Below are 13,640 nucleotides of genomic sequence, written 5' to 3'. Positions count from 1 at the left end.
CCGAAGACTCCCTGGCCTCCCTGGCCTCCCTGGCCTCCCTGGCCTCCTGGGACTTCCGGGCTTCCCGGAGCCCCTTGAACTGCCGGGACCCTGGGTCTCCTAGCCATTCGCTCCGCCCCGGCCCCCGCCCCTACGGCGTCGCCGTTGCCTTCACGGCCTCCTCGCCGCCGGCCTCTCCAGACTCTCCCCGGCCGGCATCGACGTCAGCCACACCCGCTTCAGCGCCGCTCCCTCCATCACCGCCATCACCGTTGATGTCGTGGTCGTCGTGCTCGTCGGCGTCGTCGTACTCGGGGAGGAAACCAGGGAGCCACCCCTCCAGCTCGTCCCGCAGCCGCACGGTCGCATTCAGCTGACACAACACGCCTATCGTGCTGAGCGTCACCCGGTGTATCAGCAGATACGACGGCGGAAGGTTCAACTGCTTGCCGAGTTGGTGCGCGGGGGAGCGGATGTCAGCGATCCGCGCGGCCTGCGTGCGCATCCAGCTCCGGGTGAAGGTGAACTCGTCCACCTCGGCGGGCTCGATGATCGGCAGCAGATACTCCAGTACCGCATCCGGGTCGAGGTCGATCTCCTCCTTGACGAAGCCCTCCTCGCAGAGCATCGCGTACACCGCCTCGGCTTCGCCCTCCAACGTCATCCGCAGGCAGTCGCCGATCGTCGACGGCAGCCCGCCCGGCAGCCGGTCGACCGTCCCGAAGTCCAGGACCCCCAGCCGCCAGCTCTCGCCGTCGGGGTCGGGCAACAGCCGGAAGTTCCCCGGGTGGGGGTCAGCGTGCAGCAGGCCGGTGCGTGCCGGACCTGAGAACAGGAACCGGGCGAGCAACTGCCCCGCGCGGTCCCGCTGCTCCGGCGAGCCGCCAGAGATCACCTCGGCGAGCGGTATCCCGTCGATCCACTCCGTCACCAGCACCTGGTCCGACTGGTGCACCACGTCAGGCACCAGCACGTCCGGGTCCTCGGCGAACTCCGCCGCGTGCTCACGCTGGGCCTGGGCCTCCAGGCCGTAGTCCAACTCCTCCGAGATCCGGTCGCGCAGCTCCGTGATCAGCGGCTTGATGTCCATACCCGGGATGAGCGGACCCAACAGCCGGGCGAACCGGCTCAGCTGCGTCAGGTCCGAGAGCAGCGCGTCCCCCGCCCCCGGATACTGCACCTTCACGGCGACCTCGCGGCCGTCGTGCCACACCGCACGGTGCACCTGGCCGATCGAGGCGGCGGCCGACGGCTTGTCCTCGAACTCCTGGAAGAGCTCCCGCCACTCCTCGCCCAGTCGCTCCGCCAGCACCGCGTGGACCGTGCGGGTCGGCATCGGGGGAGCGGCGTCCTGCAGCTTGGTGAGGGCGGCGCGATAGGGGCCGGCGACGTCCTCGGGGAGGGCGGACTCGAAGACGGACAGTGCCTGCCCGAACTTCATCGCACCGCCCTTCAGCTCACCGAGCACCTTAAACAGTTGCTCGGCCGTGCGTTGTTGCAGCTCCCGGGTGACGATCTCCGCGGACCTGCCTCCGATCCGCTTGCCCAGCCCCCAGGTGGCCCGGCCGGCGAACCCCAATGGCAGGGCGGCCAACTTGGCGGTCCGGGTGACCGCCTTCCGGGGAAGATCAGACATGAGCCCCTCCAAATCCCAGACAAGCCGTGCCGCGTGAGCCCATCGGCGTGGTGCCGAAGCGGTTACCCGGCCATTGTCTCGTGAGCCGGGGCGAAGCCGGAGGCGTCCCGGCCCCCACTTTTCCCCCAGGCTCCGCACGCGCAGTCGACGTGCGGCACGAACTGCTGCCGCCGCCAGTCGAGCAGGGGCAGGGAGGTCTCCCACCGCGCGTTCGCATGCAGCGGGGACCGGTCGTCGAGGTAGGCCAGCGCATGGGCCGCCGCCAGCCCCGCGACCGCCGTCCCCAGCGCGAGGTCACAGGCGGGCACCGGGGCCCGCCGCCCGCCAGAGCGCCACTGCGCCAACAGCCGCGGCCACCCCGGATCGCGCTCGGTCCGCTCCCATTGCAGACAGCCGGCGCAGGCGCTGCGCCCGGGCAACACCAGCGGGCCCACCACCCCTGTGGTCTCGATCACCCCCGCGTACAGATGCGGGACCTCGGCGCTGATCCAGTCGACGGCCGTCGCCGGATCCGGGGCGTACGCCGCCAAGCCGTCTCGCGGGCAGACCAGGACCAGTGACCGGGCCGGCTCACCACCGGCCGGGACACCCGGACCGCCCCGGGCCGTCGAACGGGGCGGGCGCAGTGGTGCCGAGCGCCGCACCAGTCCGCGGGCCGCCACGTCCCGCCGCTCGCCCACCGACTCCTTCGGCAGCCCGCCGGGCGTTACGTCCCAGGGCGCCACGCTGCCGCCGTCCACCACCTCGACGCTGCCCACACCGGCGCCGGAGAGCAGCGCCGCGACCGTCGCGCCGACCCGTCCCGCACCTCTGACCTGGACGCGCATCGCCCTGCGGGCCGCCAATCGACGCAGCCCGTCGCCCGGCTCGGGGTGCACCAGGGAGAGGGACGCGGCGTCCGCCCTCAGCCGATCGACGGCGCCCGGCCGTCGCGTCAGCGCCTTGACCGGCTGGCCGCCGGCCGTCGGGTCGTCCAGCAGCCCCGCCTTCGCCAGCCGGTCGACCAGAGCGTCGACCCGGTCTTCGGTCAGGCCCATCGACCGTGCCTCCGCCCGCAGCAGCGGCATGCCGCGAGTGCCGTCGAGCAGTTGGAGGAAGGAGCCGGTGGCGGTGTCCACCGGGCCCAACGACACCGCATGAACCGGTGCCACGCCGAACTGGACGGTCTGCCGCTCGCGCCAAGCCCTTCGCAAGGCAGGCTTCACCATCGGGTGCATCTCCACGGCCCCAACCCCCGTCCAATCGAAACGTCCCTAATATCCCTGCGAAATGCGCCCCGTCGAGCGCTTCTGACGACAGAATGCCCAGTCCTGCCGAGGCGGGAGGAAAGTTATCCACAGGGGGGCGCATTAGTCGTTCAAATGCTGCAGCCATGGAGTGGTTCAGCGGAGAACCGTTGCGGAGGCGGTGATTCCCGGCCCTTCAGCGGGTACGGTCGTGGGGTGTCCGTCGATCCTTCCCCGCGCGTCGCTGGGGAGTCCCCGCAGCGCGGTGTAGAAGGCCCGCACGACGGCGCAACGGGTCCGACCGACTCGGCGGGGCACCCTCAGACGACCGGCGCCCCCGACCTGATCCGTCCGCCCGACCTGCCCGCCCTGCCCGACCCGGCCGATCCGACTGCCCCGGCCGATCTCGTCGAACCCGTTGATCCGGCTGATCCGGCTGATGTTGCCGTCTCCGCTGACCCGGCCCGGGAGAGCCCGCCGCCCGCGCCCCGGAAGCCGCGAGCCGCCAGAAGTTCGGGCACCAGCGCCGTCGAGGTCCGCAGGAGTCCCCGCCGGCGCAGGACCGTCTCCGCGTACCGGGAAGGCGACCGCACCATCGTCCTGATCCCCGCCCGGATGTCGGAGGCGGAAGAGCGCCGCTGGGTCGGCGTGATGCTGGACAAGCTGGCCGCCCAGGAGAGCAAGCGGACCCTCGGCGACAGCGAACTCGCCAACCGGGCCGAGCGTCTGTCCGCCCAGTACTTCGAGGGGCGCGCCCGTCCCGCGTCCGTGCGGTGGGTGACCAACCAGAACACCCGCTGGGGCTCCTGCACCCCCGCCGAGGGCAGCATCCGCCTCTCCCACCGACTCCAGGGCATGCCCGAGTACGTGGTGGACTACGTCCTCGTCCACGAGCTGGCGCACCTCCTGGTCCCGGGCCACGGGCCCCGCTTCTGGCAGCTGTTGGAGGCGTATCCGCGCACCGAGCGGGCCAGGGGCTACCTCGAAGGGGTCGTCGCCGCCGAACGCCTGCCTCACCGGCCCGGCACCGACCAGGAGTGACCCGCACCGACCAGGAGTGAGGGACCGGCGACCGACCGTCGATCTCCACGTATCGAATTCGTCCCGGCGCGCGATGACCCCTTGGCTGAATGCCGGACCCAGCAGTTAGCCTGGCGCGACGCAATCTTTTTATCGGGATGGGGGACGGTCGTTACGCATGGCCAGGGAATTCCAACGGGGCCACAAGGCCAAGATCAGTGATCTGACTGCGGGTACGGATCTGTACGTGGGCGTGCAGATCGCCGCGCCCGGCCTCACCTTCGACATCAGCTGCTTCGGACTCGACGCCGACGAACGGCTCTCGGACGACCGGTACTTCATCTTCTTCAACCAGCCGAAGTCACCGGAGGAGTCCCTTCAGCTGCTGGGCGCCCAATCCGGCGACACCGAGTCGTTCCGGGTGACGCTCGACCGCATCCCGGCGAACATCACCAAGCTCTCCTTCACCGCCACGATCGACGGCGCCGGGCAGATGTCCCAGGTCGGCCCCGGTTACATCCGCATCGTGGCCGGCGGCGAAGAAGTCGCCCGCTACCCCTTCAACGGCTCGGAGTTCACCACCGAGCGCGCCGTGATGCTCGGTGACTTCTACCTGAAGGACGTGTGGCGGTTCGCCGCCGTCGGGCAGGGCTTCGACGGCGGCTTGGAAGCGCTGCTGAAGAACTTCGGCGGTGAGGTCGCCGAGGAGCAGCCGGTCGCGGCGCCCACGCCCCAGGCCGCGCCGCCGGCCTTCGGCGCGCCGGCCCCCGTAGCCGCCCCGCCGGCGCCGCAGCCGCCGCAGCCGGCCCCCGCCTTCGGCGGCCCGGTCGTGCCGCCCGCGCCTGCGCCGGCACCCGCTCCGATGCCGCAGGGCGCAGTTCCGCCGGCCCCGCCCGCACCGCCTGCGCCGGCGCCGTACGGACAGCCGCCCCAGCCCGTACAGCCGCAGTTCGGCCAGGTCCCGGGCCAGGTCCCGGGCCAGATGCCGGGCCAGGCCCCCGGCCAATTCCCCGGTCAGATGCCGGGCATGGCCCCGCCGCCGGGCGCCCCCGCCCCCGGCGCCTTCGTCCAGCAGGCGCCCTTCGCGTACGGCCAGACCGGCGTGCAGGGCGGTGTGCCGGGCGGCGTCCCCCAGGGGATGCCGGCCGCCGGCCCCGGGCTGAACGCCGCGCTCCAGGCGTACCGGGAGACCCCCGCCGGCCAGCGCTGGACCCCGCAGAACCCGTACCTGATCCGGGCCGACGTCTCCATGGGCGGCACCGCGGTCCTCGCCCGCTCCGGCAGCATGGTGATGTACCAGGGCAAGGTGGACTTCAGCCACAAGAGCGGCGGCTTCGCCAGCCGGATCGTGGGCAACGCGACCGGGCAGGAGATGCAGTTGATGCGCTGCACGGGCCGCGGTCAGGTCTTCCTCGCCGAGAACAACGCCAACCTGCACCCCATCGAGCTCCAGGGCGACGCGATCTGCGTCTCGGCGGAGAACGTCCTCGCGTTCGATGAGTCCCTCCAGTACGAAGTGCGCAGGATCGAGGGCCACGGCATCCCCGGCGGCGTCCTGTTCACGTTGCAGTTCCAGGGGACCGGGACCGTCGTCGTCAAGACGCACGGCACCCCCGTCGTCCTGCCCGTCACCCCGACCACCTTCGCCGACGCCAACGCCATCGTGGCCTGGTCGGCGGCGTCCCAGGTGGTCCTCGCCAGCCAGGTGCGGCTGCGTCGCAACGCGTACCCGGGGCACAGCGGGGAGACGGTCAACCTCCAGTTCCGGGGCGCGCCCGGCAACTTCATCGTCGTCCAGCCCTACGAGGTCTGAGGGAGCCCGAAGACATGAACCAGCAACTCGCGGGCTTCGCCCCGACCCCCCTCGCGGCCCGGATGGAGAACCACGGCCGCACCATGCTCAAGGTCGCCATGGCCACCGGCCAGGACCTGTTCGCCCGCACCGGCTCGATGGTCGCCTACGAGGGCTTCGTCCAGTACGAGGCCAATCCGCCGGCTGCCCGGCAGGCCGTGGCGCAGTGGGCCACCGGCGAGGGCGCGCCCATCATGCGCTGCCACGGCGACGGCGTGCTCTACCTCGCCGACTACGGCGCGGACGTCGTCGTCATCTATCTGAACAACGACTCGCTCTCGGTCAACGGCAGCAACGTGCTCGCCTTCGACGCCCACCTCCAGTGGAGCGTGGAGAAGGTCAAGGGCATGGCCAAGCTCGCCGGCACCGGCCTGTGGAACGTGGAGATCGCGGGCACCGGTTGGGTGGCCCTGACCTCCCGCGGCACTCCGATCGTCGTGGACTCCGGCCGGGGCCAGGACGAGACCTACGTCGACCCGGACGCCCTGGTGGCCTGGTCGCCCAATCTGAAGGTGAAGGCCAAGCGCAGCCTCAAGGCGGGCGCCCTCATCGGGCGCGGCACCGGCGAGGCGTACCAGATGGCCTTCTCCGGGGAGGGCATCGTCGTCGTCCAGCCGAGCGAGGACAACACCGACCGGCTGCGGATCCGGGGCTGAGGGGGAGCGAAGAACAGCCATGCAGAGCCCACTTTTCACCTACGGCGAGCAGCAGACCCAAGAGCGCTTCGCCGTGCAGAACCCGCAGTTGCTGCGGGTCGCCCTCAACGGCAGTGACGACGTCCTGGCCCGCAAGGGCGCGATGGTCGCCTACCAGGGGATGATCGACTTCGACGGCGAGTACCAATCGCCGAGCCAGCGGCGCTCGCGCGCCCGGACCGGCGAGGGCCTCGACCTGATGCGCTGCTCGGGCCAGGGCACCGTGTACCTGGCCAACCTCGCGCAGCACGTCCACCTGGTGGACGTCGACCGCGGGGGCATGACCGTCGACAGCTCCTACGTCCTGGCGCTGGACTCGCAGCTGAACACCGAGGTGCTGGCCGTCGACAGCGAGTACGGCATCTCGGGGTCCGGGAAGTACCAGCTCAACATCAGCGGTCAGGGCAAGGTCGCCCTGATGACCTCGGGCCAGCCGCTGATGCTCCCGGTCACGCCGGAGTCGTACGTCAACGTGGACTCGGACGCCATCGTGGCCTGGTCGACCGGGCTGCGGGTGCAGATGCAGGCGCCCACCACCTCCACCAGCGTCCGCACCCGACGCGGCAGCACCGGTGAGGGCTGGGAGCTGAGCTTCCTCGGCCAGGGCTTCGTCCTGGTGCAGCCCAGCGAAGTCATGCCGCCGCAGAACGCGTCGATCGGCGGCGGACTGCGCGGCCAGTTCGGCGCGGACGGCCAGAACCGGAACAACGCCTGGAACTGAGCCACACGACCATGCGTAAGGGGCGCCCTCCCATGGAGGGCGCCCCTTACGCGTACGACCGCGGTGGACGTCAGCCCTGGCGCAGCAGCGCTGCGCGGGTCCGCGCCACGAGCCGTACGACGGAGGCGTCCGCGACGTCCGGCACCTCGTCGTAACCGAACCAGCGCAGGTCCAACGATTCGTCACTGATCGCGGCGACCGCGTCGGCCGGCGCGAGCGCCGCGTACTGCACGTCCAGGTGCCAGTGGCACGGAGCGGGGATCGCGTGCCGGTCCAGGACGATCGGGGCGGCGCCGTCCGGGCCGGGGCCCAGCAGCGTCAGCCCTTCGATGCCCGACTCCTCCGTGGCCTCGCGCAGCGCGGCCGCGGCCAGGCTCTCGTCCCCCGGCTCGCAGTGGCCACCCATCTGGAGCCACATGCCGAGCTTTTTGTGGAGCGTCAGCAGCACCTGCTGGCGCTCCGGGTCCACGACCAGGGCGCTGGCCGTGACGTGGCCGACGCCGCACGCCTTCCACATGCCGTCCGGGTGGGCCGCCAGATGGTCCAGGTACTGCTGGCGCAGCCCGGCCTGAGCAGCGTCGCCCCCGTCCTCGTAACCCTTCAGTACGAGGACGGCGTCATCGTGCAGGCTCATCGACCGGCGCCGTCCTGACCGGACTGGCCGTCCTGGCCGCCTTCGTCGTCCCTCTTGCCCTCGGGGCCGCCTTCGGGCTTGTCGTCGGCTGCGCGGCTCCCGTCGCCCTCGGGGGCCCGGCCGCCCTTCGCGCCGGCGTCACCGGACGCGGCCTCGCCGAGCATCTTGTCCAGCTCGGAGAAGTCCAACTGCTCGCGGTGGACGAAACCGTCCGGATCGTCCAGGTCCGAGGCGGTCGGCAGCATGTCCGGGTGCTCCCACAGGGCATCGCGGCCGTCCACCCCGCGGGCGTCCGTGAGCGAGGCCCACAGCCGCGAGGCGTCCCGCAGCCGCCGCGGACGGAGCTGGAGGCCGATCAACGTCGCGAACGTCTGCTCGGCGGGCCCGCCGGACGCACGCCGACGGCGCAGCGTCTCCCGCAGCGCCCCAGCGGACGTCAGACGGCTCGCAGCGGCCTCGTGCACCACTGCGTCCACCCAGCCCTCCACGAGCGCGAGAGCCGTCTCCAGGCGGGCCAGGGCGGCCTTCTGCTGCGGGGTGTCCTCCGGCTGGAACATGCCCTGCTGGAGCGCTTCCTGGAGCTGCTCCGGATTCGACGGGTCGAACTGCCCGACGACGTCCTCCAGCTTGGTGGTGTCGACCTTGATGCCGCGGGCGTACCCCTCGACGGCACCGAAGAGGTGCGAGCGGAGCCACGGGACGTGGGCGAAGAGGCGCTGGTGGGCCGCCTCCCGCAGGGCGAGGTACAGCCGCACCTCCTCCTTGGGGACGCCGAGGTCCTTGCCCAGCGCCGCCACGTTCAGCGGGAGGAGCGCGGCCTTGCCCGCGGGGCCCAGCGGCAGCCCGATGTCCGTCGAGCCGACGACCTCACCGGCGAGCACGCCCATGGCCTGCCCGATCTGCTGGCCAAACATGGCGCCGCCCATGGAGCGCATCATGCCGATCAGCGGGCCCGCCATGGCCTGCATCTCCTCCGGGAGCACACCGCCCATGGCGGTGCCCACGCGCTCCGCGACCGGGTCGACGAGCTGCTTCCACGCCGGCAGCGTCGCCTCGACCCACTCGGCGCGGCTCCACGCCACGGCGGTGTTCGCACCGGAGGGCAGGGACGTCACGCCGTCCAGCCACAGGTCGGCCAGGCGCAGGGCCTCCTCGACCGCCGTGCGGTCGGTGGCGCTCACGGACTCGTCCTTGACGCCGTCGGACGTGCCCTGGGAGACCGTCTGGCGGGCGATCTGCTTCGCCATGTCCCAGTTCACCGGGCCGCCCTCGTAGCTCAGCATCTGGCCGAGCTGCTGGAAGGCGGCGCCCAGGTCATTGGGGTTCAGCGAACCGAACATGGCCGCGAACGGATTGTCCCCGCCGCCGGGCCCCATGCCGAATCCGAAGGGATTCTGGGGCGAGGAACCGCCGGCGCCGCCGCCACCGGAAGCGGGATCCTTCTTCTTGCCCTCGTCGCCGGGCTCCGGCTCCTCCGGCGGAAGGCCGAATCCGAATGGGGTGTCACTCACGGGTTTCCTCGGCTCCTAGGGCCGCCGGCTCCTGGCCGACGGCGAAATGCCCTCCACAACACCACCCAGCGTAGACATCCCGGCCCGCATATGGGCTCGGTGCTCCGTCGGCTCGTGGCCTGCGGCAGGATGGACGCCACCTGGTCCGTACGCGTCGTTCGAGTACGTACTGAAGACAACCGCTGGAGACGCCTGGTGAGTTCCCCAGATCCGCAGGTTCGCGGAGCGCGAAACCGCTCAACCCCGACCCCCGGCGACGGGCCCGCAGGACGCGGACCCGTCGTCGCGGTCACCGGTGCCGCCACCGGTACCGGCGAGCTGTTGACCCGGCGACTCGTCGCGTCCGACGAGGTCAAGCGGGTGGTCGCCATCGACGAACGCCTGGGCGAGGTCCCCGAGGCGCAGTGGCAGATCCTCGACGTCCGCGACCCGGCCATCGCCGAGAAGCTGCGCGGCGTCGACGTGGTCGTGCACCTCGCCCTCGACCTCGACCTGGAGACCGACGACGCCGCCCGGACCGCGTACAACGTACGCGGCACCCAGACCGTGCTGACGGCCGCCGCCGCCGCAGGGGTGCGCCGGGTGGTGCTGTGCACCTCCGCCATGGTGTACGGCGCCCTGCCGGACAACGACATCCCGCTCTCCGAAGACGCCGAGCTAAAGGCCACGGCCGAGGCCACCGCCCTCGGTGACCTGCTGGAGATCGAGCGCCTGGGCCGCCGCGCACCGCGGGCGCACCCCGGCCTGAACGTGACCGTGGTGCGCCCCACCGTGCTGGTCGGCGGCACCGACACCGCGCTCACCCGCTACTTCGAGTCGCCGCGCCTCCTGGTGGTCGCCGGGTCCCGGCCGACCTGGCAGTTCTGCCACGTCGAAGACCTGGTCAGCGCGCTGGAGTACGCGGCGCTGGAGAAGGTGGAGGGCGAGTTGGCCGTCGGTTGCGACGGGTGGCTGGAGCAGGAGGAGGTCGAGGAGCTGAGCGGCATCCGCCGCATGGAGCTGCCGTCCGCCGTCGCCCTGGGCGCCGCCGCGCGCCTGCACCGGATCGGCGTCACCCCCTCGCCCGCCGGGGACCTCGCGTACACCATGCACCCCTGGGTGGTCAGCGTCAGCCGGCTGCACGACGCGGGCTGGCGTCCGCAGTGGACCAACGAGGAGGTGCTGGCCGCCCTCCTGGAGGAGGTGGAGGGCCGTCACACGGTGGCGGGCCGCAGGCTGGGCCGCAAGGACGCCGCCGCCGCGGGTGCGGCGGGGGCGACCGTCGCCCTCCTGGGCACCGCGGCCCTGGTGCGCCGCGCCCGCAAGGCGCGCCGACGGCTGTAGGCGACGGACCCGGGGGACGGCAGCGGCACAGGCGGGGCGCGGCGGCGTCGGAGCGAGCTCCGAGCGGCCGCCCGCGGGGCCCGTTACGACCGGTGTTTCCCGTTGTCAGTGCCGTGCGGCACGATGGGGACCATGACCAGCACCCACGACCATCCGGGGGAGCGGGCGGCCGGCGATCCCCTTCGCCTCCTGGCCGTCCGCGACGCGCCGATCTCGGTGGACGAGGTCTTCCGCGCGGTCGGGGACGACGCGGCGGGCGGCACCGCCCTCTTCGTCGGCACCGTGCGCAACCACGACGGCGGAGCGGACGTCGCCGCCCTGGGCTACTCGGCGCACCCCACCGCCGAAGAGGAGTTGCGCCGCGTCGCGGAGAAGGTCGCGGCGGACTTTCCCGTACGGGCCATGGCCGCGGTCCACCGGGTGGGCGAACTGGCCGTGGGCGACGTGGCCGTGATCGTGGCGGTTTCGTGTCCGCACCGGGCGGAGGCGTTCGACGCCTGCCGCAGGCTGATCGACGACCTCAAGCGCGAGGTCCCCATCTGGAAGCACCAGACGTTCTCGGACGGCACCGAGGAGTGGGTGGGGGCCTGAGGAGCCGGCCCGCTGACGCGCCGACCCCGGTCGGCCGGACCGGCGACACGCCGGCGACGCACCGACGGCGTGCCGATCCCGCCGTGATGCAGCGCCCGAGCGCCGGCCGTACGAGCCTTGAGCCGCCCTCGAACAGCCCAAGGCGCCCGATTTGCGTAACCAGGTCCCTGCGCCGAGCGTTGGAGCAGTGGATGATTAATCTGTTGATCACTCAGCCGGGCTCGGTCCGGTTGCGTTTCTTTTCTGGGGTAGGGAGGTCGCGATGGCAGCGCTCGCCTGGTTGCTGATTCCATTGTTCGCCGTCGTCGGAGCCGCGATATGGGGAGGCTGGGCCTCGCGCAGCCGGACCGCCGGGGACGTGGCGGAACTCGCCGGCTATGCACGGTTCCGGGACGCCATGGAGAAGGCCGGCGCCGGCAGCGGCTCCGGTCAGTAGGCCGCTCGGCCACGAGGGGGCGGGGGCCCGCGACGGGCCCCCTGCACGGGCCGGCAGGGGCGGTCGCCACCCGGCCGGACCGCCCGCGGGCACGCCCCCGGGTCCACCCGCGGCCGCGTGACGACCGATCGGATCGCGCCGGCTTTCCATCCGGTCGCACCCGGTTCCGGCCCGGCCGTCCCCGGACGGACCGGCCCCGACGGTGCACTGACAGCCTCGTCCCGTACTGTCGTTCCATGCCACGCCGCACTACGACGATGCTCACCGCCACGCTGGTCTTCGTCGCGCTGCTGTTCGCGGGGATCCTCATCCCCGTGAAGTACTCGGAGATGTCGCCCGGACCCACGGTGAACACCCTCGGCGACGCCGGCGGCGAACCGGTTCTGCGGATCACCGGCCGCAAGACCTACCCCACCTCGGGCAACCTCAACATGACGACGGTCCGGGTCACCGGAGCCGACTACCGGATGAACCTCGCCGAGGCGCTCTACGGCTGGCTGGCCCACGACAACGTCGTGGTGCCGCACGACACGCTCTACCCGGACGGGCAGACCGAGGAGCAGTCCACGCAGGAGAACGCCGAGGAGTTCAGCCAGTCCCAGGAGAGCGCGAAGGTCGCCGCCCTGAAGGAGCTGAAGATCCCCGTGCAGTCCCGGGTCGTCGTGGCGGCGGTCGTCAAGGACTCCCCGGCGCAGGAGGCGCTGCACGCCGGTGACGTCATCAAGGCCGTCGACGGCACCGCCGTCAAGGAGCCGGGCGACGTCGCGAAGCTCGTCACCAAGCACAAGCCCGGTCAGGACGTCGTGTTCACCATCGTCCCGGCGAAGGAAGCGGCGGCGGCCGAGAAGGCCGGCCGGGAGCCGGACGCCACCGAGCAGGTCACCATCACCACCGCCAAGTCCGACTCCGGGGACCGGGCCGTCGTCGGCATTCAGGCCGGGACGGACCACACCTTCCCCTTCACCATCGACATCAACCTCGCCGACGTGGGCGGTCCCAGCGCCGGCCTGATGTTCGCGCTGGGCATCGTCGACAAGCTCACCCCCGGCGACATGACGGGCGGCAAGTTCGTGGCGGGGACCGGCACGATCGACGACGAGGGCAAGGTCGGCCCGATCGGCGGCATCGCGATGAAGCTGGTGGGGGCGCGGAACGCGGGCGCCCAGTACTTCCTGACGCCCGCCGGCAACTGCGCCACCGCGGCCTCCGACGTCCCCGGCGGACTGAAGCTGGTGAAGGTCGACACCATCGCCGACGCCACCGACTCCCTGGCGAAGATCAAGGCGGGCGACACCGCGGACCTGCCCAGCTGCACCAAGGGCTGACCCCGGCGCACGCCCCGAGCCCCGACCCGGGGCGGCCGCGCCCCGCGGCAGGCGGGGGCGTCACGCCTCGAAGGTCGCCGCCAGCGCGTCCGCGAGCCCGGGCACCAGGTCCGAACCGGTCAGGACGTCCGTCGCCGCGTCCTTCTCGCGCAGCCGCAGCGCGGACTCGCGCGCACCGTCGCGCAGCACGGCCACCGTCATCCGCACCTCCTGCCGGTCGGGGTGCTTGGCCACCCAGCGGGCCAGTCCCGCCTCGTCCAGGTCCTGCGGCACCGACGCCTCCGCCGACGGCGGCAGCATCTGGCGCTCCACGGTGAGCGCGCACCCCGCCACCGCGTCGGGCCAGGCGATCGTGGCGAGGAACTCGTCGAGCGGGGCGCCCGCCGGGATCTCGTCCTGCTCGATCGGCGTCAGCGGCGCCGCCTCCTCGTCGCCGTCCAGACCGAGCTGGGCCGCGAGGGAGGGCTCCTGGGTGCGCAGCCGCGCGGTGTCGACGAGGGCGAAGAGCCGGGCGGGCTGGTCCCAGCCGAGCTTGGCCGCGTAGTCGTCGATCTCCAGTACGGCCCTGGTCAGCGGAGACGCGGCGATCGGACCGCCCGCGCCGGCGGGCTTGGCAGCGGCGGAGGAGGCGGAGGCGTGCGTGGGGGATTCGTTCGGCATGGGCCTCATCCTGCCTCCTTTCGTCCCGGTG

At 72.1% G+C, this 13,640-nt stretch carries 13 protein-coding genes; 8 read left to right on the top strand and 5 right to left on the bottom strand.

Annotated elements, in window-relative coordinates:
• Nucleotides 1-130 precede the first annotated feature (130 nt).
• Nucleotides 131-1,615, bottom strand: coding sequence for an ABC1 kinase family protein (locus ACH4E8_RS02510; RefSeq protein WP_398443575.1), 1,485 nt, complete (start codon nt 1,613-1,615; stop codon nt 131-133).
• 62 nt (nt 1,616-1,677) lie between these two features.
• Nucleotides 1,678-2,832 carry a ThiF family adenylyltransferase gene (locus ACH4E8_RS02505; RefSeq protein ID WP_398444696.1) on the bottom strand — a complete coding sequence of 385 codons (1,155 nt, stop codon included), beginning with the start codon at nt 2,830-2,832 and terminating at the stop codon, nt 1,678-1,680.
• Nucleotides 2,833-3,210: 378 nt separating this feature from the next.
• Here ACH4E8_RS02505 and ACH4E8_RS02500 point away from each other — a divergent pair, with 378 nt between their 5' ends.
• From ACH4E8_RS02500 to ACH4E8_RS02485, 4 genes are all read left to right on the top strand, one after another.
• On the top strand, nt 3,211-3,882 hold the full coding sequence (locus ACH4E8_RS02500) for a M48 family metallopeptidase (protein WP_398444694.1): 672 nt from the start codon (nt 3,211-3,213) through the stop codon (nt 3,880-3,882).
• 157 nt (nt 3,883-4,039) lie between these two features.
• Nucleotides 4,040-5,674, top strand: a complete 1,635-nt coding sequence (locus ACH4E8_RS02495) for a TerD family protein (protein ID WP_398443573.1) — start codon at nt 4,040-4,042, stop codon at nt 5,672-5,674.
• Nucleotides 5,675-5,688: 14 nt separating this feature from the next.
• Nucleotides 5,689-6,369 carry an AIM24 family protein gene (locus tag ACH4E8_RS02490; RefSeq protein WP_361963920.1) on the top strand — a complete coding sequence of 227 codons (681 nt, stop codon included), beginning with the start codon at nt 5,689-5,691 and terminating at the stop codon, nt 6,367-6,369.
• A gap of 19 nt (nt 6,370-6,388) precedes the next feature.
• On the top strand, nt 6,389-7,129 hold the full coding sequence (locus tag ACH4E8_RS02485; RefSeq protein ID WP_398443571.1) for an AIM24 family protein: 741 nt from the start codon (nt 6,389-6,391) through the stop codon (nt 7,127-7,129).
• 70 nt (nt 7,130-7,199) lie between these two features.
• Here ACH4E8_RS02485 and ACH4E8_RS02480 read toward each other — a convergent pair whose 3' ends face one another.
• Both ACH4E8_RS02480 and ACH4E8_RS02475 read right to left on the bottom strand, forming a co-directional pair.
• Nucleotides 7,200-7,763: an NUDIX hydrolase gene (locus tag ACH4E8_RS02480; protein ID WP_398443569.1), complete on the bottom strand. Its 564-nt coding sequence runs from the start codon at nt 7,761-7,763 to the stop codon at nt 7,200-7,202.
• Nucleotides 7,760-9,274 carry a zinc-dependent metalloprotease gene (locus ACH4E8_RS02475; protein ID WP_398443567.1) on the bottom strand — a complete coding sequence of 505 codons (1,515 nt, stop codon included), beginning with the start codon at nt 9,272-9,274 and terminating at the stop codon, nt 7,760-7,762. Before ACH4E8_RS02475 ends, ACH4E8_RS02480 begins: the two co-directional genes overlap by 4 nt.
• A 195-nt stretch (nt 9,275-9,469) precedes the next feature.
• Here ACH4E8_RS02475 and ACH4E8_RS02470 point away from each other — a divergent pair, with 195 nt between their 5' ends.
• The 4 genes from ACH4E8_RS02470 to ACH4E8_RS02455 all read left to right on the top strand — a co-directional run bounded on the left by ACH4E8_RS02470 (nt 9,470) and on the right by ACH4E8_RS02455 (nt 12,949).
• Nucleotides 9,470-10,597 (top strand): SDR family oxidoreductase, encoded by a 1,128-nt coding sequence (locus tag ACH4E8_RS02470; RefSeq protein ID WP_398443565.1) that lies wholly within the window; start codon nt 9,470-9,472, stop codon nt 10,595-10,597.
• A 132-nt stretch (nt 10,598-10,729) separates the two neighbouring features.
• A complete protein-coding gene (locus tag ACH4E8_RS02465) occupies nt 10,730-11,188 on the top strand; it encodes a molybdenum cofactor biosynthesis protein MoaE (RefSeq protein ID WP_398443563.1) in 459 nt (152 codons plus the stop codon).
• Nucleotides 11,189-11,450: 262 nt separating this feature from the next.
• A complete protein-coding gene (locus ACH4E8_RS02460) occupies nt 11,451-11,624 on the top strand; it encodes a hypothetical protein (RefSeq protein WP_398443561.1) in 174 nt (57 codons plus the stop codon).
• Between the two features lie 236 nt (nt 11,625-11,860).
• Nucleotides 11,861-12,949, top strand: coding sequence for a PDZ domain-containing protein (locus ACH4E8_RS02455; protein WP_398443559.1), 1,089 nt, complete (start codon nt 11,861-11,863; stop codon nt 12,947-12,949).
• 60 nt (nt 12,950-13,009) lie between these two features.
• Here ACH4E8_RS02455 and ACH4E8_RS02450 read toward each other — a convergent pair whose 3' ends face one another.
• A complete protein-coding gene (locus ACH4E8_RS02450; RefSeq protein ID WP_398443556.1) occupies nt 13,010-13,618 on the bottom strand; it encodes a PPA1309 family protein in 609 nt (202 codons plus the stop codon).
• Nucleotides 13,619-13,640 lie beyond the last annotated feature (22 nt).

Source organism: Streptomyces sp. NPDC017979, from assembly GCF_044328175.1.
GTDB lineage: Bacteria > Actinomycetota > Actinomycetes > Streptomycetales > Streptomycetaceae > Streptomyces.
This window is presented reverse-complemented; position numbering and strand designations above follow the sequence as displayed.

Bases quoted from the DNA above. Each gene is read 5' to 3' on its own strand.
- ACH4E8_RS02510 (WP_398443575.1), bottom strand. From the start codon at position 1,615: ATGTCTGATCTTCCCCGGAAGGCGGTCACCCGGACCGCCAAGTTGGCC.
- ACH4E8_RS02455 (WP_398443559.1), top strand. From the start codon at position 11,861: ATGCCACGCCGCACTACGACGATGCTCACCGCCACGCTGGTCTTCGTC.
- ACH4E8_RS02460 (WP_398443561.1), top strand. From the start codon at position 11,451: ATGGCAGCGCTCGCCTGGTTGCTGATTCCATTGTTCGCCGTCGTCGGA.
- ACH4E8_RS02495 (WP_398443573.1), top strand. From the start codon at position 4,040: ATGGCCAGGGAATTCCAACGGGGCCACAAGGCCAAGATCAGTGATCTG.
- ACH4E8_RS02465 (WP_398443563.1), top strand. From the start codon at position 10,730: ATGACCAGCACCCACGACCATCCGGGGGAGCGGGCGGCCGGCGATCCC.
- ACH4E8_RS02450 (WP_398443556.1), bottom strand. From the start codon at position 13,618: ATGAGGCCCATGCCGAACGAATCCCCCACGCACGCCTCCGCCTCCTCC.
- ACH4E8_RS02485 (WP_398443571.1), top strand. From the start codon at position 6,389: ATGCAGAGCCCACTTTTCACCTACGGCGAGCAGCAGACCCAAGAGCGC.
- ACH4E8_RS02505 (WP_398444696.1), bottom strand. From the start codon at position 2,832: ATGCACCCGATGGTGAAGCCTGCCTTGCGAAGGGCTTGGCGCGAGCGG.
- ACH4E8_RS02490 (WP_361963920.1), top strand. From the start codon at position 5,689: ATGAACCAGCAACTCGCGGGCTTCGCCCCGACCCCCCTCGCGGCCCGG.
- ACH4E8_RS02480 (WP_398443569.1), bottom strand. From the start codon at position 7,763: ATGAGCCTGCACGATGACGCCGTCCTCGTACTGAAGGGTTACGAGGAC.